The sequence below is a fragment of the Phenylobacterium sp. genome, assembly GCF_030645195.1.
Taxonomy (GTDB): Bacteria; Pseudomonadota; Alphaproteobacteria; order Caulobacterales; family Caulobacteraceae; genus Phenylobacterium.
On sequence record NZ_JAUSLW010000012.1, the window covers coordinates 16645 to 34858 of the forward strand.

Sequence of the window (18214 nt, forward strand, 5' to 3'; positions counted from 1 at the left end):
GCGGGAGATATGGTTTTTGGCATGCGAGTGAAGGCTAAGGGGCCAGACGCCCAACAGGTTCGGGAGCTTGAGGCCCAGATCGCGGCGATGGAGCGGTCCCAGGCGGTGATCGAGTTCAAGCTCGACGGCACGATCCTACGGGCTAACGCCAACTTCCTCGATGCGCTGGGTTACACGGCCGCCGAGATCGAGGGCCGGCACCACAGCATGTTCGTGCCGGCCGATCAGCGAGACAGCGCCGCCTATCGGGACTTCTGGCGCGACCTCAACAAGGGCGAGTTCGTCGCCGCCAAGTTCGAGCGCGTGGGCAAGGGCGGCAGGACGTGCTGGATCCAGGCCTCCTACAACCCCGTGCTCGACGAGACCGGACGCCCCTACAAGGTCATCAAGTTCGCCACCGACGTCACCGAGGTCGAGCTGGAGCGGGCGCGCAACGAGACGGAGCGCCGCCAGGCCGCAGAGACCCAGGGCGCGGTGGTGGCCACCCTGGCCGAAAGCCTGAGGCGGCTGTCCGACGGCGATCTCACCGGTGTGATCACCGCCGACTTCACCGGCGACTACCGGCAGATCAAGGAGGACTTCAACCGGGCCATCGGGACCCTGGGCGAGGCGATCACCAGCATCGCAGCCTCCACCAATGGCGTGCGCGGCGGCTCAGACGAGATCGCCAGCGCTTCCGACGACCTGTCGCGACGCACCGAGCAGCAGGCCGCCTCCCTGGAGGAGACCGCCGCGGCCCTGGACGAGATCACCGCCACGGTGAAGCGCAGCGCCGAGGGGGCCCGGCAGGCTTCGGCGGCCGCCTCTACCGCCAGGGCCGACGCCCAGCGCTCCGGCGAGGTTGTGCGCCAGGCCGTCGAGGCCATGGGGGAGATCGAAACCTCCTCCACCCAGATCAGCCAGATCATCGGGGTCATCGACGAGATCGCCTTCCAGACCAACCTGCTGGCCCTGAACGCCGGGGTCGAGGCGGCTCGCGCGGGTGAAGCCGGCCGCGGCTTCGCCGTGGTGGCGTCCGAGGTGCGGGCGCTCGCCCAGCGTTCCGCCGACGCGGCCAAGGAGATCAAGACCCTGATCAGCGCCTCCACCGCCCAGGTGAGTTCCGGCGTGCGCCTGGTGGGGGAGACGGGCCAGGCCCTGGTGGGGATTGTCGAACGGGTCAGCGAGATCGACGGCCTGATCTCCGAGATCGCACTCTCGTCCCAGGAGCAGGCCACCGGCCTCAACCAGGTCAACAGCGCCGTCAATCAGATGGATCAGGTGACCCAGCAGAACGCCGCCATGGTGGAGGAGGCCACCGCCGCGGCCGCCAACCTGCGCAGCGAGGCCGTGGAATTGGCCCGCCTGGTCAGCCGGTTCCAGACCGGGGCCGCGGCGCGGACGCCGGGCTTGGAGGTGGCGCGTCCGGAACGCCATGCCCCGGCGCGCAATCCCGTCGCCCAGGACCGCGCCCGGCTGACCGCCGCCTTCGCGGGCGGCGGCCGCGCCGCGGCGGCGTCCTCGGCCGACTGGGAAGAGTTCTAAAAAAGCCTAGGCGGCGGCGCTGGGGCGAGCCTTGACCCGCTCCATCCAGCCCTTGACCCACTTGGCCTCGTCCGGGACCGGCTGGCCCACCGTCGCCCCGAAGGTCAGGAACCCGTAGAGCAGGACGTCGGCCAAGGTGAACCGGCCGCCACAGACGAAGTCGCCCTTCATCTGGCCATCCAGCCAGAGCAGGCGGTCCTTGGCGATGGCCTTGAGGTCGGCCGCGCCTTCCGCGCCCACCAGCTTCATGCGGCTCTCGAAGAGGCGGCGGCCCTCGGCGGCGCGGAAGCCGTTGGCCATGGGCTCGCAGATGTTGAGGTCGATGCGGCGGGTCCACATGCGGGTCTCGGCCCGCTCCTCGGGATTGGTCCCGATCAGCGGCGGGTTGGGCTGGATCTCCTCCAGGTACTCGCAGATCGGCAGGATTTCGCAGACCTTGTGGCCGTTATCGAGCTCCAGGGCCGGGATCTGGCCGGCGGCGTTGATCTGCTCGGTATAGGGCGGCTTGCGGTTCTCGCCGCCCATCAGGTCGACGGTCTGGGTCGGGATGCTCATGCCCTTCTCGGCGATGAACATGCGCACCACGTGCGGATTGGGGCCCATCGAGTCGTAGAGTTTCATGGCGTGTCGCTCCCTTAAGTCGTTGGCGCGACCTTTTCGGCGGGAGGCGGCGGCGTCAAGCCGGACGCCACGTCAATCTAGGCTTGCCTGGATCTGCGCCCGGATGGTGGGCCAGGCCTGGGAGGTGGGGTCGATCAGCTCGAAGTGGCCCGCCTGGGGCATGTCGTAGATCGTCACGGCGTCCCCCAGGCCGGCGGCGTGTTCACCGTAGGCGTGGCCGAAGCGCTTGGGGACGATGGGGTCGAGATCTCCCGACACCAGGGCCTGCGGGACGCCGATGGGCGCCATGGCCATGGGCGAGGTGTCGGCGAAGACGTCCTGGCCGGCGCGGTCCGCGGCGCCGGTGATGGCGTCGATGGTGGAGGGCCCGCCGCAGGCGTCGGGGCCGGTCTCCCGGTAACCGGCCAGGTCGACGATGCCGGCCAGGCTGACCACGGCGCGGATCTTCAGCGGACGCTTGCCGCGCAGCCGATTGGACGCAGGCAGGCCGGAGCGGCCGGCCACCCAGACGGCGAGATGGCCGCCGGCGGAGTGTCCGACGGTGACCACGCGCGCCAGGTCCAGGTGGAAGATGGGCGCCAGGCTGCGCAGATGGTCGACGGCGCGGGCGGTGTCCTGGAAGGTCCCGGGATAGCCGCCGCCCTCATGGCCGATCCGCCGGTACTCGATATTCCAGACCGCGATCCCCGCCTCCCGCAGATCGGCGGAGATGTAGTCCATCAGTTCCAGGCCCGGCAGGTCGGCGCGCCAGCAGCCGCCATGGATCACCACCACCACCGGATGGGGGCCGGGGCTCTTGGGCAGCCACAGCTCGCCGAACTGCAGGGGCAGGGGGCCGTAAGAGGCGCGGGCGTCCGCCGCCGGCCGAGGCCGGGCCAGCAGGTCGCTGAAACTGATGAGCGCCTTGGTCTCCACGCTCGCTCCTTGCCCGCCGCGACGTCAGGGGGTGAGGATGCCCGAAAATATGACCCAGGGAGAGAGACCATGGCCGACGAACCCATCCTGCTCACCGACGACCCCGCCCCTCACGTCCGACGCATCACCCTGAACCGGCCGGCCAAGCGCAACGCGCTCTCCAACGCCCTGCGCGGCGAGATCTTCCAGGCTTTGGAGGCGGGTGACCGTGACCCGGAGGTCCGGGTGATGATCCTGCGCGGGGCAGGGACCTGCTTCTCGTCGGGCTACGATCTCGCGGGCCTCGGTGAGCTGCCCTACTACACCGCCGGCGGCCAGGGGCAGTGGGCGCGGCATGTGGTGGAGGGCTGCTTCCGGATCTGGGACCTGGCCAAGCCGGTGATCGCCCAGGTGCACGGCTGGTGCCTGGCCGGCGGCTCGGAACTCGCGGTGGCCTGTGACCTGGTCTATGTCGCCGAGGACGCCCAGATTGGCTACCCGGCGGTGCGCACCATGAGCCCGCCCGACAACCAGTATCACGCCTGGTTCATGGGCATGCGGGCGGCCATGGAGCTGATGCTCACCGGAGACTCGGTCAGCGGGCTGGAGGCCGTCCGCCTGGGCTTCGCCAACCGGGCCCATCCGGCGGGCGACCTGGAGGCCGAGGTGCTGGCGGTGGCGCAGCGGATCGCCAAGGTCGACCCGGAACTGGCCCAGCTCAACAAGCGCCTGGTCCATCGCCAGATGGAGGCCATGGGACTCCGCGCCGGGCTGCGCGCGGGCACCGACCTCCACGCCCTGGGTTGGCACACGCCCGCCAGCCGCGACTACATGGCCCAGATGCGCCAGGGGGTGACCCAGGCCCTGACCGCGCGGGACAAGGCCTTCGGCGACTACCGCACCGAGGGGAAGGCCGAGTAGCGCAGACGAAAACGCCCGGCCATTGCGGGCCGGGCGTCTCGAAGATCAGCGGTGAGTCGGGCGCTTAAGCGGCGACGGCCTTGATCAGGTTCTTGTTGAGGATGCCGATGGCGGCGTCGCGGTCGATGCGTTCGATGGCGGCGACCTCGCGGGCCATGCGGTCGAGCGCCGACTCATAGAGCTGGCGTTCGGAATAGGACTGCTCCGGCTGGTTCTCGGCGCGGTGCAGGTCGCGGACGACCTCGGCGATGGAGATCAGGTCGCCGGAATTGATCTTGGCCTCGTATTCCTGGGCGCGGCGCGACCACATGGTGCGCTTCACGCGGGCGCGGCCCTTCAGGGTGATCAGCGCCTGGCTGACGACAGTGCCCTCGGCCAGCGAACGCAGGCCGGCGGTGCGGGCCTTGGCGGTCGGCACGCGCAGGGTCATTTTCTCGTGGTCGAAGGTGATCACATAGACTTCGAGCGAATAGCCGGCCACTTCCTGAGTTTCGATCCCCTGCACCTGACCCACCCCGTGGGCCGGATAGACGACGTGATCGCCAACCCCGAAATCCAGACCAGTCTTGCTCATCAGCTAAGTCCCTTCGACCTCGTCCAATCCCACCGGCGCATCCAGGTTTTCCGAGAGCTCAAAGCGAAAGAAGTCCCTCCGCGAAAGCGCGCGGCGAACAACATTCATGAGAACGGAATAGACCTCTAAGACACCCTTCGCCTCTTCGAGGCGCATACGGCCGGGGACGGCTCTTCTTCAGAAACGACGTGGCAGGCGCAAATGCCGATCCCCACGTCAATTAAGACTATAACATAAAAATCAGCCGAAAGAAAGGCTTGCACCCCGGGCGCAGGGGGGCATCAGGAGCCTTGGCCGGGCTTCTCGCTGAAGTACTTCTCGAATTTCCCGGTCTCGCGCTCGAAGGCCTCGGCGTCGGCCGGAGGCTCGCCCTTCACCGTGATGTTGGGCCAGATCTTGGCATAGTCGGTATTGATCTTCAGCCACTTGGAGTCGGGCTCGTCCTCGGTGTCCGGCTTGATGGCGTCCACCGGGCACTCGGGTTCGCAGACGCCGCAGTCGATGCATTCGTCCGGGCTGATCACCAGGAAGTTCTCGCCTTCGTAGAAGCAGTCCACCGGACACACCTCCACGCAGTCCATGAACTTACATTTGATACAGGCGTCGGTGACGATGTAGGTCACTGGGAACTCCGGCAGATCTCGAGCGCGGGTTTTCCCGGTCACGCCCCCGATTGTCAATGCCGCCGCACCCCAGGATATCTGTCAGGGGCGATAGGTCACGGCGCGGGCGTCAGCGAGATCACCGTTTCGGTCGCCGCCTCCACCGCCGGCCGCGAATAGAGCAGGGGCACGTAGTCGCCTTTCACCCATTTCGGGAACAGGTCGCGGTAGTGCGGGCTCTCCGGATTCCCCGACTGGCCGGGCGTGTTGATGGTCATGCTGTTGTCCCAGGCGCCCACGTCCAGGACCATGCGGAACGACGCCCCGGCGATCACCCGGAAGTCGTCCGGCCGCCAGGTGGCCGCCATGGGCGACAGGCTGGTCCCGGCCATGGGGGTCGGTCCCGCCGCCAGGCTCGGCCGCACCGAGGGATCGGCCAGCGGCGTCAGGGCGTGCTCGAATCGGGCCTGGTGAAGTTTGCCCCACGCCCAGTCCTTGGGATCGGGGCCGAGCCGGGCCGACAACTCGTCGGCGGCGGCCAGCAGGCTGGCCTTCAGGACCGCGTCGCGGGCGGCGGCGGGCAGGCTGGCGTCGGGATGCTCCAGCAGCTCCATGACCGCGGCCAGGTCGCCATTGCCGATGATCGTCTGGGCGGCCTTGGGCGTGGTGGCCGCGACGACCGCGCGGCCTAGGTGCTTGCCGGTCCAGACCTCGAACAGGGCCGCGGCTGGGCTGTCGACCGCCGTCCGGTGGTTCCAGCGGCGCAGCATGTCCAGGGCGCCGGCCAGGCGCGGCTCGTCGGAGGTCAGGGGCGTCAGCAGGGCGACCAGCCGCCGCGAGGTGATGTCGTAGGGATCGGTCTGCAGGGCCATGGCGTCGGCCACGGTCAGCTTCGGCTTGCCGGCCAGCACCTCATTGACCCGCAGGAACCGCGCGGCGTTGGACCATTCGAACCCGACCTTCCGCTCGGCATAGGGGTAGGCCTTGGGCAGGTTCATCTGGTTGGCCGAGGCGAACCAGCCCTGTTTTGGATCGGCCTGGCTGGGCAGGTCGTCGGGCGCGAGGAAGCCCTTCCACTCATAGCGTCCGTCCCCGGGGACCGGCAGCAGGCCGTCCCAGTTGGGCCGGGCTGGAACCATGCCGGCGGCCACCCAGCCGATGTGGCCCGAGGTGTCGGCATAGGCCTGGTTCTCGGACGGCGCGCCCCAGCCGGCCAGGGCCTGCTTGAAGCCCTTCCAGTCCTGAGCCTGCATGTAGCCGGTGGAGCCGAAATAGGCCGAGGTTCCCGGCTGGCTCCAGACCGTGCGGATGGCGAAGGCCTTGCCGCCCTCCGCCTTCAACACCGGGCCGTGGCGAGTGAAGCGCAGCTCCACGGGGCGCGGGGCCGTCTCGCCCTTCACGGGGATGGCCTCCTTCACCACGGTCATGGCCTCCCAGCCCTCGCCGTAGCGGTACTGGTCTCGATCGCCGGGCTTGGTCTCGTAGACGTAGAGATCCTCCTGATCGACCGGGAAGATGGTCAGGCCAAAGGCGATCCTGTCGTTGTGGCCGATGGAGACCCCGGGCAGGGCCGGCTCCCCGGCGCCGATCACCGAAAAGCCCGGAGCGTTCAGGTGGACGATGTAGCGCAGGGACGGCGCCCCGTGCTCGCGATGCGGATCGTTGGCCAGGATCGGGCGGCCGCTCGCCGTGCGCGATCCGGAGACCGTCCAGTTGTTGGAGCCGATGGCCTCCGGCGGGACCTCCAGGGCCGCGCGCTGTTCCGGCGGCCCTGAGAACTTCACCCCGGAGCCGGCCAGTTGGTAGTCGGCCAGGACGTCGGCGGGGACGGCGCAGGGATCGAGACCTTCGGGGACCTTGGTCGTCCATTTCGGCTCGATGAAGCGGTAGAGGCGGGCGGCGGCCAGGCCGGCCTTGCAGGCGATCTGGGCGCGGCCCACCTCGTTGGGGACGTTGCGGGTCAGGCCGTGGCTGCGGATGCGCACCACGTCCTCAGGCGCCCAGCGGTCCGGCGCACTGCCGGCGATCTTGAACTCCAGCGGCAGGGGACGCTTGCCGGCGGCGATCTCGTCGACGAAGGCGTTGACCCCGGCCACCCAGGCGGCGGTGTTGGCCTGGGCTCCGGGCCCATAGGCGGCCCACTCCTTGTCCATGTCGCCGCGATAGAGGAACAGGCGCGCCGCGCGGTCCTGGGCCACATAGGTCGGGCCGAAGTCCCTGGCCAGCAGCCCCAGCCCCCGCTTGCGCCACAGGTCGATCTGCCAGAGCCGGTCGCGGGCGACATTGTAGCCCTGCAGGAAGAAGGCGTCGCGGACGCTGCCGGCATAGATGTGGGGGATGCCCCAGGTGTCGACGCGAATCTCGGCCGGCGCCGCGAGGCCCGCGACGGCGCGGCTTTCCCGGGCTGGCGCGGCCAGGGCGGTCAGACTGGAAAGGCTGAGCAGGGCCCCGAGCAGGGGGGCGAGAACCTTGGGCATCTGCAGTTCCTCCGGGGCCGGATGGAGGAAGCTAGGGCAAGACGGCGGCGCCGACTACGGCGATAGGTGGCTTAGGCGCCGGTCCACGAGCGCACGCGCGCCACGTCCACGTGGACGAAGTTTGAGCTCGGATAGAAGCCGACGCCGCCCGCCGAGACGCTGAGGGCGGCCTTTTGCAGGTTGCGCAGGTCGACGCCCTGGATGCGCACGTCGGCCGCCTTGCCCAGCATGTGCTGACTCTTGGAGGCCACCCCCGAACTGCGAGCATGCAGCATGGCGTTGGTCTTCGGCGAGCGGTAGCCGGAGATGATCTGGAAGGGCCGGTTGGTCCCGAGCTTGGCGCTGATGGCGTGCAGGGTGTCGAACAGGCGCGGGTCCATCACGTGCTCCTCGCCGTTGCGCCAGTCGCGGAGCACCCGCATCGCCTGGGCCAGGGCCTGGGGCACGTAGCGGCCGCCCTCGAAATAGACCTCGTTGAACGTGTCGCCGGTGTGCAGGTTGTGCAGCACGGCGCGGCGGACCTGAGCGCCGTGCAGGGGCGTGACAGCGGCCCAGGCGGCGGCCGGCGCGGCGGCCGCCAAGGCGGCGCCGGTTCCAAGGCGCATGAGGTCGCGCCGTCCCAGTGTGATGCTCATGTGGCCGGTCGCCCCTCTGCCTTGGAGCCCGCCGAGTGCCATCGGGTTTGGGCTGGAATGAGGCAATTGGGGCGCCTGCGACAGCCTGCCGCAACCGCGCGCGGCCGAGTCGCCGAGCGCCGCGACAGCTCGCGTGCGCGCCGCTAAGCTCTTCGGCGTCCAAGGGGGGAAGCTATGGAAGCCCGATCGAACCGCCTGTGGGCGGTGCTCACCATCCTGACCGGCGTGGCGGCGCTGGGTCTCACCTTCGCCTTCCAGATGCTGCCGGCGGTGGCCGCCGCCAGGTCCTGCTGGGCGCCGGGCAAGGTGGTGGCGTTCGAACTGGCACGAACTCTGACCCAGCTGCTGGCGGTGTTCGGCCCGCCCGCCGACCCCTGCCGGGCGCCGATCGTGACGGCCATGGACGCGGTGAACCACCTCGACCTGAAGGCCTATATCCCGACCTACACTGCCTTTGCGATCTGCGCGGCGGTGTTCCTGGGCGGGCGCTTCAAGCGTCCCCTGGTGCTGGGCGCCATCGGCGTGGCGCTCGTGGCCCTGGCCGGCGACTATCTGGAGACGATCACCCTGCTGCAGATCACCCGGGCCGTCGATGGCTCGGCCGACCTGCTGTTCCGCTCCAGCCTGGGCGCCTGGATCAAGTTCGGAGGCCTGGCCCTGCACGCCTTCCTGCTGTCGCGGATCTGCATGGACGGAGACTCGCGGCGGCCGATCCTAGCCATGCTGCTGCTCCTGCCGATGGCGGGCACGGCGTTCGCGGCTATCGACAACAGCCGGGCCTATCTGATGACCGGCGCGCTGGCCCTGAGCTGGACCCCGGTGATGCTGGTGGCCCTGCGGGAGGTGGTGCGGAAGCGGTAGGCGACTAAGCGGCGCTCTCCAGCGGCTTCGCCCGCTCGATCCGCTCACGTTCGCGCGGACTGTGCATGGCCTCCCACAGGTCGGTGCGCCGCTGGACGTTCAGCCAGAAGTCGGGGCTGTTGCCGAACACGCGGGCGAGGATCAGGGCGGTTGGAGCGGTGACGTTGCGACGGTGGTTGCAGAGTTCGTTGACATGCTTGCGCGGCACGCCCATCGCCGCCGCCAAGGCCGCCTGGGTCAGGTTCATCGGGACCATGAACTCCTCCACCAGGATTTCCGCCACGGTCGCCGGCTTGCGTTTGGTCATCAACATGGCTCACCTCATCTGTAGCTGTGATCGTCCAGATAGACGCTGTTCGCTTCGCCCTTGCCGCCGTCCCACTGGAATATCAGCCGCCATTGCTGGTTGACGCGGATCGAATGAAACCCGTCCAAGGCGCCTCGAAGTTTTTCGAAGTGGTTGCTGGGGGGAACCCGCAAGTCCCGGTCCGTGGTGGCGTCGTCGATCATCTGCAGCTTGCGGAATAGGCGGGCTTCGAGGTCGGCTGGGATGCTCCTGGATCGAATGTCATCGACGAAGAAGTCGCGGAGCGCGGCGTCTCGAAAACTCACGATCATCCGCGCCTCCAATAGTATCCAATGTACCACTCCATGGGACAGGCTGCAAATCGCGAAGGTCGGCTCAATCCAGCGTCGAATACAGCTCCCGGGCCTCGGCCGGCGGACCCCGGCGTTCCCCCAGCCCCTCCACCGAGACGGCGATCAACCGACCGCCGACGGCGAAGACCAGCTGGTCGCCGACCTTCAGGGCCCGCGCGCACTTGTCGATGCGGGTCTCGGCGCCGGCGCGGGTGAGGCGGACCTTGCCCTCGTCCAGGAACTTGGCGGCCAGCGAGCGGGTCTTGAAGAACCGCGCCCGCCACAGCCAGACATCGGCGCGGCAGCCCGTCTCGCTCATGGATTGGCGGCCTTGCCCTTGCGGCGACGGCGGGGGCGGCGGGCCGGTGCGGGCTTGTCCTTCAGGGCGGCCAGAGCCGAGAAGGGGGAGTTGGGGGAAGGTGCGACCGGCCGGGTGTCGGGCTTCTCGCCGCGGCGGCGCCAGACCATGGCCTCGCCGGCCTTGGGCTTGGTGGTGGGGGAAAAGCCCAGGGCGCGCAGGATGTCCCGGGCCTCCTGCTCGTTCCAGCCCAAGGCCTCGCGGTCAGCGTCGGTGAGCTGGCCGGGCTTGGCGGCGCGCATCAAGTCGTCCATCCGCTCCAGGGCTTCCACCGGCACGGCGTGGCGGCCGACGGCGCGCAGGCCGAAGGCGGCGAGCGCTGTCGGGCTGGGGGCCGGCTCAGGCAGGCGGCTGATCACCTGGGTCGGCGGACGCCAGGCCTTGTCGGCGAATCCCTGGACGAAGCTTAGGGCCGCAGGGTTCAGCATGGCCGGCAGGTAGAGGGTGAAGTGGCCCAGGCGCACGCCGAGGCCCTTCAGCATGCGGCGCTCCACCTGGCTGAGCGCCTTGGTCTCGGCCTGGACCGTGGTGCGGTCGAGCACGCCGCCGGCCTCGATCAGGCGGTAGGCCAGGCCGCGGGCCAGGCCCTTGATCTTGCCCTCCGAGACGGCGGTCTCGAGCCTGCGCAGGGCGCCCAGCCGGCGGACGGCCTCGGCGGCGAGGAAGGCCTCCAGGCGGCGGGCCGCGCGCTCGCGGGCGGCGGGATTGCCCAGCTCCCCCAGCAACCGCACGCGGGGCGCGAAGGGCGCGCCGCCGGAGATGGCGCCGGCGCCCTGGCCACGCCACAGGACCAGGCCGTCGGGAGTCAGGCTGAAAGCCTCGTCCGCATCGCCGGCCAGCTGGCCCAGGCGCTTGGCGATCTCAGGCCCCACCGCCATCGTGGCGGCGGCGCGCAGGGCCTTCTCCTCCAGGATCGAGGCGCCGTGCTCGGCCTCGAAGGTGACGCCGCGCAGCTTGCCGACATAGTGGCCCTCGACGGTCACCGTGCCGTCCTCGGCCACGCCGGCCAGCATGTCGTCGCGGACCCGCAGGCCGCGCATCAGGGCGCTGGTCCGGCGGTCCACGAAGCGGGCCATCAGCTTCTCGTGCAGGGTGTCGGAGAGCTTGTCCTCCAGCACCCGGGTCCTGGCCTGCCAGCCCTGCGCGTCCGCCAGCCAGTCGGGGCGGTTGGCGACATAGGCTAGCGTCCGCACGCTGGCCAGGCGGGCCGACAGGGTGTCGATCTCGCCGTCGGTGCGGTCCAGGTGACGGTACTGGCCGGCGATCCAGTCCTCGGGGATCCTGCGGTCGCGGCGGGTGAGGTGGTGGAAGAACTCGCGGGTGAGGCGCAGGTGCTCCTCGTGGCTCTGCTTGCGGAAGTCCGGCGTCTGGCAGACGTCCCACAGCCGCATCAGGGAGGGCCGGTCGCGGCAGCGGTCGGCGATGTCGGGGTCGCCGGCCAACTGGCGCAGGGTGACCTCGTCCAGGCTCTCGGCCGAGGCCTTCAGCACCTCGAAGGTCGGCGGGGCGGCCAGGGACGTCATCAGGTTGTTGAGCGAAGTGAAGTCGAGCTTGGCGTTGCGCCACTCGGCGGCGGCCACCGGCTGGAAGCGGTGCTCCTGCACGGCCTCGACGAGGTCGGCGTCCATGTCCTCGCACTCGCCGGTGACGCCGAAGGTCCCGTCGGTGCGGAAACGCCCGGCGCGACCGGCGATCTGGCCCACCTCCTGGGGATGCAGGTAGCGGGTGCGCTTGCCGTCGAACTTGCGCAGGCCGGCGAAGGCCACGTGATCGACGTCCATGTTCAGGCCCATGCCGATGGCGTCGGTGGCCACCAGGAAGTCGACCTCGCCGGACTGATAGAGGGCGACCTGGGCGTTGCGGGTGCGGGGGCTGAGGGAGCCCATGACCACGGCGGCCCCGCCGCGCTGGCGGCGGATCAGTTCGGCGATGGCGTAGACCTGGTCGGCGGAGAAGGCGACGACGGCCGAGCGGCGGGGCAGGCGGGTCAGCTTCTTAGGCCCCGCATAGGTCAGGCTGGAGAACCGCTCGCGGGTGACGATCTCGGCGTGCGGCAGCAGCCGGCGGATCAGGGGCGCCATGGTCCCGGCGCCCATCAGCATGGTCTCGTAGGTCCCCCGCGCATGCAGCAGGCGGTGGGTGAAGACGTGGCCGCGCTCGGGGTCGGCGCAGAGCTGGATCTCGTCGACGGCCAGGAACTCGACTTCACGGGAGAGCGGCATCGCCTCGACCGTGCAGACGAAGTAGACGGCCCGCGGCGGGACGATCTTCTCCTCGCCGGTGATCAGCGCCACGCAGCGGGCGCCGCGGGCCTTGACGATGCGGTCGTAGATCTCGCGGGCCAGCAGCCGCAGCGGCAGGCCGATCATCCCCGAGGCGTGGCCCAGCATCCGCTCGACGGCGAGGTGGGTCTTGCCGGTGTTGGTCGGGCCCAGCACCGCCACAAGTCTGGGCGGCGGCGCGCCGGTCGGGCGGTGGCTCATGCCTCACAAGTTGGGGTGGGAATCACGGTGCGGCAAGGGTGACCTTGCCGCACCGTTCGGGGTGCGACTCTTAGCGCTTGGCCGCGGCGATGTAGTTGTCGATCACCCGGTCGAGCACCGTCAGCGGCGTGCCGCCGGCCAGCAGGCCCGCGTCGTGGAATTTGCGGATATCGAACCGGCGGCCGAGCGCCTTGCGGGCCCGCTCGCGGGCTCGCAGCCAGGTGATCTTGCCCACCATGTAGCTGGAGGCCTGGCCCGGCCAGACGCAGTAGCGCTCGATCTCGGTGATGGCGGCAGCCTCGTTGTCGCCGATGTTGTCGACGAAGTACTTCAGGGCCTGCTCGCGGCTCCAGCGCTTGGAATGCATGCCGCTGTCCACCACCAGGCGCACGGCGCGGAACATGGCGTCGTGGATCATGCCGATGTGGCCAAGCGGATCGTTGGCGTACATGCCCATCTCGACGGCCAGCTGCTCGGCATAGAGGGCCCAACCCTCGCTGTAGCCGGAGAAGCCGATCACCTTGCGGATCAGCGGCAGGTCGCCGGCCTCGTTGTTGAGGGCCAGCTGCAGGTGGTGGCCGGGAATCCCCTCGTGATAGGTCAGGGTCGGCAGGGTCCAGCTTGGCACCTCGGCGGTGTCGCGCAGGTTGATCCAGTAGATCCCGGGCCGCGAGCCGTCGAGGGAGGGCTGATTGTAGTAGCCGCCGGGCGCGCCGGCCTCGATGGCGGCGGGGACGCGTTTGATTTCCAGGGGGGCCTTGGGCAGCTGGCCGAACCACTGGGGCAGTTTCCGGGAGATCACCTTCACCTGCTCGTTCAGGTGGGCCAGCAGTTCCTCCTTACCGGCGTCGGTGTTGGGATAGAGCTGCTTGGGATCCTCGGCCATGGCGCGGAAGCGCGCGCCGACGCTGCCCTTGGTGTAGCCGGCCTTCCTCATCAGGACGTCGACCTCGGCGCCCAGGCTGGCGACCAGGTCCAGGCCGGTCCTGTGGACCTCCTCGGGCGAGATGGCGGCGGTGGTGTACTGCTTCAGGGAGGTGGCGTAGTAGGCCTCGCCGTCCGGCAGGCGCCAGCAGCCGGCGTCGTGGGTGGCCTTGGCGCGCAGGGCGGTCACCAGTTCGGCCTGGCGGGCCAGGGCGGGGCGGACCTTCTCGGCGTAGAGACCCTGCGCCTGGGTCGCCCAGGCGCCCTCGATCTTCTTCTGCCTGGTGCGGCGCACCAGGCTCTCGACGATGGGAGCCTTGTCCGGCGCGCTGGCCAGGAAGGCGTTGAGCTGGGTGAGCGCCTTGTCGAGGGCGAAGTCGGGGGCGAAGACGCCGAGCCCCTCGTCGTGGCGGGCCACCTCCACCTCCTGGTCCAGCAGCCGGCCGAAAGCCTCCATCCGCGCCAGATAGGCGTCGGCGTCGTCCTTGGTCTCGATGACGTGCTGGTTGTCGAGGAAGTCGGGGACCTGCTGATAGGCGCCGGTGAGTTGGGAGATCACATAGGGCGCGCCAGCGCCCTGGCCGCCATAGGTGAACTTGCGGTTGCCCTCGTCCTGGACCTCCAGGGTGAAGAGCACCGTGTCGTAGTTCACCGCGTCCATGCCGGTGAGCTGCTTGCGGTCGATGGCGCGCAGGTCCTTCAGGTCCCGGGCGGTGTTGGCCTTGTTCTCGGCCAGGGCGGCGCGGGAGTAGTCCGACAGGTAGGACTTGGTCCAGGCCAGCTCGCCCTTGTCGAGGCCCAGATAGGTCGGCATTTCCGGCGAGCGGCGGAAGCTCTCGGCCATGGACTTGTCGAACCAGGCGTACATCCTGGCCGCCTCGCCGGTGGGGGCCGGGGCGGTGGCGGCCGCCGCCATGCGCGGCAGGGCGGCGGCCAGCCCGAAGGCGGCGGCGGTCGAGAAGAGTTCGCGACGGTTTTGCATGATGGATTCCCCCCGGGGCGTGTGTAACAGGCTTGAGCGCTGTTACGCCTGGCGGGACGCGAGGGGGCGTTAATTCGTCGTAATTCTCGCGCCCCTCAGTCCAGGGTCCGCCGGTACCGCGCCATGGCGAGCGCCGTGACCACGCAGACGAAGGCCAGCAGGGCCAGGAGCTCGCGCCACATGTCGCTGAGGCTCTGGCCCTTGAGCAGGGCGCCGCGGACCACCCGCAGGAAGTGGGTGACCGGGATCATCTGGCCGATGGCCTGGGCCCAGGCGGGCATGCCCCGGAAGGGGAACATGAAGCCTGAGAGCAGGAGCGAGGGCATGATGTAGAAGAAGCTCATCTGCATGGCCTGGAGCTGCGAGCGCGCGGCCGTGGAGATAAGGAAGCCCAGGGCCAGCGACCCCACGATGAACAGGGTGACGCCGAGCGTCAGGCCGATCCAGCCCCCCATCATCGGCACGTGGAACAACAGCTTGGCGATGGCCAGGATGATCACCGCCTGGGCCACCCCCACCAGGACATAGGGGGCGAGCTTGCCGATCATCACCTCGATGGGCTCGACGGGTGTGGCCAGCAGGCTCTCCATGGTGCCCCGCTCGGTCTCGCGGGTGACGCTGAGCGAGGTCATCATGACCAGCGTCATGGAGAGGATCACCCCCAGCAGGCCCGGGACGATGTTGTAGGCGGTGACCGCCTCGGGATTGTAGCGGCGGTGGACGACGACCTCGAAGGCTGGCTGGCTGCGGCCCTTGGCGGCCAATGCCCCCTTCAGGTCGGCGGCGAGCGCCTGGCTGGGCAGGGCCGAGAGCGCCGCCACGGCGCTGCCGGTGGCCGAGGGATCGGTGGCGTCGGCCTCCACCAGGATCTGGGCCTTGTCGCCGCGGGCCACCCGGCGGGTGAAGTCGCCGGGGATGGTGATGGCGAACTGGACATCGCCGCGGCGGATCATCGCGTCCAGCTCGGTCGGCGTGTGGGCCTGGGCCACGAGGTCGAAATAGGCGCTGTTCTTCAGGCTGGTCAGGATCGAGCGGGCGAACACCGAGTCTTCCTGCACCAGGACGGCCGTGGGCAGGTGGCGGGGCTCGGAATTGATGGCGTAGCCGAACAGCAGCAGCTGGATCACCGGCAGGGCCAGGATCATGGCGTAGGTCAGGCGGTCGCGGGTGAGCTGCTTGAACTCCTTGATCAGCACCGCCCAGACCCGGGTCGCGGAGAAGCCGTTCATCGGAAGTTGTCCTCCGCGCCTTCCATCAGCTGGATGAAGACGTCCTCCAGGGTGGGGTCGACCTCGGTCCAGCGGAACGGCTCGCGGCGATAGGGGGCGATGGCCGCCTCCAGGGCGGCGCGGTCGGAGCCGCTGACGTGCAGGGCGGCGCCGAAGGGGGCGGCCATCTCCACGCCGGGACGGGCGGCCAACTCCCCCGACAGCCGGTCGATCCCCGGCCCCTCGCCGTTGAAGGTCACCAGGTTGGAGCGGGCGACCACCTGGTCGGCCGTGCCGCGGGCGATCAGCCGGCCATAGGCGATGTAGGCGATCTCGTGACAGCGCTCGGCCTCGTCCATGTAGTGGGTGGAGACCAGCACGGTCAGCCCCTCGGCCGAGAGGGCGTGGATCTCGTCCCAGAAGGTGCGGCGGGCCTTGGGGTCGACGCCGGCGGTGGGTTCGTCCAGCAGCAGCAGCTTGGGCTCGTGCAGGGTGGCGGTGGCGTGCGCCAGCCGCTGCTTCCAGCCGCCCGACAGCGTCCCGGCCAGCTGGCCGCGTCGCTCGACCAGGCCCAGGCGCTTGAGGGCGTGGATCACCCGGTCCTTGCGATGGTCCAGCTCATGGACCCGGGCGGAGAACATCAGGTTCTCCTCCAGGGTCAGGTCCTCGTAGAGCGAGAACTTCTGGGTCATGTAGCCGGTCTGGCGCTTGATGGCGTTGGCCTGCCCGATGATGTCGAGGTCCAGGCAGGTCCCCGCACCGCTGTCGGGGGTGAGCAGGCCGCAGAGCATGCGCAGGGTGGTGGTCTTGCCCGAGCCGTTGGGGCCGAGGAAACCGCAGATCCGGCCATGCTCTACCTGGATGGAGACGTCCTGGACGACATGCTTGTCGCCGAAGCTCTTGTTCAGCCCATGGACGTCGATGGCCAGCGTCACCGGGCCGCTCCCAGGGGCGTCACGTCCACCGGCTGGCCGGGATTGAGCCGGGCGGAGGGGCGGGCCTCCACCATGTAGACCAGCCGGTCGCGGGCCTCGCGGCTGTAGATCACCGGCGGGGTGAACTCCGGGCGGGGACTGACGAAGGTGATCCTGGCGCTCAGGCCCTTGGCGCAGCCGTCGCAGGCGAAGCGGACGGTGGCGCCGATGCGATAGGCCGAGAGGCTCTGTTCGGGGACGAAGAAGCGCAGCTTGATGCGGTCGTCGGGCAGCAGGGACAGGATGGGCTGGTTGGCGATCGCCCACTCGCCCTTCTGGAAGAAGACGTCCTCCACCCGCGCGTCGGAGGGGGCGACGGGGGCGAGGTCGGAGAGGCGGGCCTCGGCGGCCGAGAGGCCGGCCAGGGCCTGGGCCACCCGGCTGTCGGCGGCCTGGACCTGGCCCTCGCGCGCGCCCAGGGCGGCGGCGTCCCTCTGCCGGCGGGCGGCGACCAGCTGGGCGTTGGCGGTCTGCAGGGCGGCGCGGACGTCGTCCAGGCGCGCGGGCGCATAAATGCCCCGGCGCACCAGGGGCTGGACCCGGCGCATGTCGGCCGCGGCGTCGCGGGCCCGGGCCTCGGCGGCGGCGATATTGGCGTCATAGACGGCCAGTTCGAGGGGGCGCAGCCCCTTGCGGGCGTCCTGGGCCTGGGCTTCCGCGGCGCCCACCTCGGCCTGAGCCTGCTCCCGCTGGGCGTTGAGCTGCTTGGGGTCGACGACGAAGAGGCGGTCGCCGGCCTTCACCCGGTCGCCGCGCTGGACCCGGATCTCGGCCACGGCGCCCGAGACCGGCGCGGCCAGATAGAGCGGCTCGCCCTCCACATAGCCCGAGAGGACAGTCGTGCGGTTCAGGCGCGGCGCCAGGAACAGCGCGCCGACCATGGCCGCGGCGGCCAGTAGCAGGACGATGACGAGAAGGCGTTGTTTCATGGGACCATTCCCCGCAGCAGGGTCTCGACGTGTTGGGTGGCCAGGGCGGGCAGGTCGAAGGGCTCGGCCCCAATGGGCAGGAAGGTTTCGCGCCAGATCACCCCCACCAGCAGGGGCGAGATCAGGGAGACGGCGTAGTGGCGCGGGTCGCCGGGGCGGATCTCGCCGCGATCCTGGGCCGCGGCGATGGCGGCGGTCAGGCCCCCCAGGGCCGGGACGATCAGCCGGTCGTGCCAGACCCTGGCCAGCTCCGGGAAATTCCGGGCCTCGCCGATGACCATTTTCACGATACCCCCGAGCGGCGTGGCGCCGGCCAGGTGGGCGATGAGGCTCACGGCGCCGCGCAGGGTGTCGGGAAAGTTGGGCGCGCCGGCCAGGGCCTGGATGTGGGCCAGGTTGGGGGCGACCCCCTGGTCCACCACGGCGCGGAAGATGTCCTCCTTGGTGGCGAAATAGAGATAGATCGCCCCCTTGGACACACCGGCGCGGGCGGCGATGTCGTCCAGGCGGGCGGCGGCGAACCCCTTCTCTGCGAACACCTCGAAGGCCGCGGCGATGATCTCGTCGGGGCGGTCGGCCTTGCGGCGTCGGAACTTGGGCTGGCCGGC

The 18214-nt window shown here is 69.8% G+C and carries 18 protein-coding genes; 3 read left to right on the forward strand and 15 right to left on the reverse strand.

From position 1 onward, the window contains the following. Positions 1-21 precede the first annotated feature (21 nt). A complete protein-coding gene (locus tag Q7T09_RS00960) occupies positions 22-1524 on the forward strand; it encodes a PAS domain-containing methyl-accepting chemotaxis protein (RefSeq protein ID WP_304697093.1) in 1503 nt (500 codons plus the stop codon). Positions 1525-1530: 6 nt separating this feature from the next. On the opposite strand, the gene Q7T09_RS00965 is transcribed toward Q7T09_RS00960, so the two are convergent. Then, positions 1531-2145, reverse strand: coding sequence for a glutathione S-transferase family protein (locus tag Q7T09_RS00965; RefSeq protein ID WP_304697094.1), 615 nt, complete (start codon positions 2143-2145; stop codon positions 1531-1533). A 72-nt stretch (positions 2146-2217) separates the two neighbouring features. Beyond that, positions 2218-3060 carry an alpha/beta hydrolase gene (locus Q7T09_RS00970; RefSeq protein WP_304697095.1) on the reverse strand — a complete coding sequence of 281 codons (843 nt, stop codon included), beginning with the start codon at positions 3058-3060 and terminating at the stop codon, positions 2218-2220. 69 nt (positions 3061-3129) lie between these two features. On the opposite strand from Q7T09_RS00970, the gene Q7T09_RS00975 reads away from it, so the two are divergent. After that, on the forward strand, positions 3130-3960 hold the full coding sequence (locus tag Q7T09_RS00975; protein ID WP_304697096.1) for an enoyl-CoA hydratase-related protein: 831 nt from the start codon (positions 3130-3132) through the stop codon (positions 3958-3960). Positions 3961-4024: 64 nt separating this feature from the next. Here Q7T09_RS00975 and Q7T09_RS00980 read toward each other — a convergent pair whose 3' ends face one another. From Q7T09_RS00980 to Q7T09_RS00995, 4 genes are all read right to left on the reverse strand, one after another. After that, on the reverse strand, positions 4025-4534 hold the full coding sequence (locus Q7T09_RS00980) for a CarD family transcriptional regulator (RefSeq protein WP_304697097.1): 510 nt from the start codon (positions 4532-4534) through the stop codon (positions 4025-4027). A 281-nt stretch (positions 4535-4815) separates the two neighbouring features. Beyond that, positions 4816-5157 carry a ferredoxin FdxA gene (gene fdxA / locus Q7T09_RS00985; protein WP_304697098.1) on the reverse strand — a complete coding sequence of 114 codons (342 nt, stop codon included), beginning with the start codon at positions 5155-5157 and terminating at the stop codon, positions 4816-4818. Positions 5158-5252: 95 nt separating this feature from the next. Continuing rightward, positions 5253-7613 (reverse strand): penicillin acylase family protein, encoded by a 2361-nt coding sequence (locus Q7T09_RS00990; protein ID WP_304697099.1) that lies wholly within the window; start codon positions 7611-7613, stop codon positions 5253-5255. Positions 7614-7684: 71 nt separating this feature from the next. Further along, on the reverse strand, positions 7685-8248 hold the full coding sequence (locus tag Q7T09_RS00995) for a DUF882 domain-containing protein (protein ID WP_304697100.1): 564 nt from the start codon (positions 8246-8248) through the stop codon (positions 7685-7687). 174 nt (positions 8249-8422) lie between these two features. On the opposite strand from Q7T09_RS00995, the gene Q7T09_RS01000 reads away from it, so the two are divergent. Beyond that, positions 8423-9109, forward strand: a complete 687-nt coding sequence (locus Q7T09_RS01000; RefSeq protein WP_304697101.1) for a hypothetical protein — start codon at positions 8423-8425, stop codon at positions 9107-9109. A 4-nt stretch (positions 9110-9113) separates the two neighbouring features. Here the strand turns inward: Q7T09_RS01000 and Q7T09_RS01005 are convergent, their stop codons facing one another. The 9 genes from Q7T09_RS01005 to Q7T09_RS01045 form a co-directional block, all read right to left on the reverse strand. Then, complete coding sequence (locus Q7T09_RS01005) at positions 9114-9422, reverse strand: HigA family addiction module antitoxin (protein WP_304697102.1); 309 nt, start codon at positions 9420-9422, stop codon at positions 9114-9116. 8 nt (positions 9423-9430) lie between these two features. After that, on the reverse strand, positions 9431-9727 hold the full coding sequence (locus Q7T09_RS01010; RefSeq protein ID WP_304697103.1) for a type II toxin-antitoxin system RelE/ParE family toxin: 297 nt from the start codon (positions 9725-9727) through the stop codon (positions 9431-9433). Between the two features lie 64 nt (positions 9728-9791). Then, the gene (locus Q7T09_RS01015) at positions 9792-10067 is read right to left on the reverse strand and encodes an RNA-binding S4 domain-containing protein (RefSeq protein WP_304697104.1); all 276 of its coding nucleotides are present in this window, start codon (positions 10065-10067) and stop codon (positions 9792-9794) included. Next, on the reverse strand, positions 10064-12589 hold the full coding sequence (locus Q7T09_RS01020) for a helicase-related protein (RefSeq protein ID WP_304697105.1): 2526 nt from the start codon (positions 12587-12589) through the stop codon (positions 10064-10066). Before Q7T09_RS01020 ends, Q7T09_RS01015 begins: the two co-directional genes overlap by 4 nt. Positions 12590-12659: 70 nt before the next feature. After that, on the reverse strand, positions 12660-14495 hold the full coding sequence (locus tag Q7T09_RS01025; RefSeq protein WP_304697106.1) for a DUF885 family protein: 1836 nt from the start codon (positions 14493-14495) through the stop codon (positions 12660-12662). 95 nt (positions 14496-14590) lie between these two features. Beyond that, the gene (locus Q7T09_RS01030; RefSeq protein WP_304697107.1) at positions 14591-15724 is read right to left on the reverse strand and encodes an ABC transporter permease; all 1134 of its coding nucleotides are present in this window, start codon (positions 15722-15724) and stop codon (positions 14591-14593) included. Further along, complete coding sequence (locus Q7T09_RS01035; protein WP_304697108.1) at positions 15721-16638, reverse strand: ABC transporter ATP-binding protein; 918 nt, start codon at positions 16636-16638, stop codon at positions 15721-15723. The genes Q7T09_RS01030 and Q7T09_RS01035 overlap by 4 nt, the downstream gene beginning before the upstream one ends. Next, positions 16635-17606, reverse strand: coding sequence for an HlyD family secretion protein (locus Q7T09_RS01040; RefSeq protein ID WP_304697109.1), 972 nt, complete (start codon positions 17604-17606; stop codon positions 16635-16637). The genes Q7T09_RS01035 and Q7T09_RS01040 overlap by 4 nt, the downstream gene beginning before the upstream one ends. After that, the coding region (locus Q7T09_RS01045) for a TetR/AcrR family transcriptional regulator (protein WP_304697110.1) at positions 17603-18214 on the reverse strand (612 nt) is incomplete at its 5' end. The genes Q7T09_RS01045 and Q7T09_RS01040, both read right to left, overlap by 4 nt.

Excerpts from the sequence above, each read along its gene's own strand:
- Q7T09_RS00995 (WP_304697100.1), bottom strand. The coding sequence starts at position 8,248 with ATGAGCATCACACTGGGACGGCGCGACCTCATGCGCCTTGGAACCGGC.
- Q7T09_RS01030 (WP_304697107.1), bottom strand. The coding sequence starts at position 15,724 with ATGAACGGCTTCTCCGCGACCCGGGTCTGGGCGGTGCTGATCAAGGAG.
- Q7T09_RS01040 (WP_304697109.1), bottom strand. The coding sequence starts at position 17,606 with ATGAAACAACGCCTTCTCGTCATCGTCCTGCTACTGGCCGCCGCGGCC.
- Q7T09_RS01010 (WP_304697103.1), bottom strand. The coding sequence starts at position 9,727 with ATGATCGTGAGTTTTCGAGACGCCGCGCTCCGCGACTTCTTCGTCGAT.
- Q7T09_RS00990 (WP_304697099.1), bottom strand. The coding sequence starts at position 7,613 with ATGCCCAAGGTTCTCGCCCCCCTGCTCGGGGCCCTGCTCAGCCTTTCC.
- Q7T09_RS00960 (WP_304697093.1), top strand. The coding sequence starts at position 22 with ATGCGAGTGAAGGCTAAGGGGCCAGACGCCCAACAGGTTCGGGAGCTT.
- Q7T09_RS00980 (WP_304697097.1), bottom strand. The coding sequence starts at position 4,534 with ATGAGCAAGACTGGTCTGGATTTCGGGGTTGGCGATCACGTCGTCTAT.
- Q7T09_RS00975 (WP_304697096.1), top strand. The coding sequence starts at position 3,130 with ATGGCCGACGAACCCATCCTGCTCACCGACGACCCCGCCCCTCACGTC.
- Q7T09_RS00965 (WP_304697094.1), bottom strand. The coding sequence starts at position 2,145 with ATGAAACTCTACGACTCGATGGGCCCCAATCCGCACGTGGTGCGCATG.
- Q7T09_RS01020 (WP_304697105.1), bottom strand. The coding sequence starts at position 12,589 with ATGAGCCACCGCCCGACCGGCGCGCCGCCGCCCAGACTTGTGGCGGTG.
- Q7T09_RS01025 (WP_304697106.1), bottom strand. The coding sequence starts at position 14,495 with ATGCAAAACCGTCGCGAACTCTTCTCGACCGCCGCCGCCTTCGGGCTG.
- Q7T09_RS01015 (WP_304697104.1), bottom strand. The coding sequence starts at position 10,067 with ATGAGCGAGACGGGCTGCCGCGCCGATGTCTGGCTGTGGCGGGCGCGG.
- Q7T09_RS01005 (WP_304697102.1), bottom strand. The coding sequence starts at position 9,422 with ATGTTGATGACCAAACGCAAGCCGGCGACCGTGGCGGAAATCCTGGTG.
- Q7T09_RS01000 (WP_304697101.1), top strand. The coding sequence starts at position 8,423 with ATGGAAGCCCGATCGAACCGCCTGTGGGCGGTGCTCACCATCCTGACC.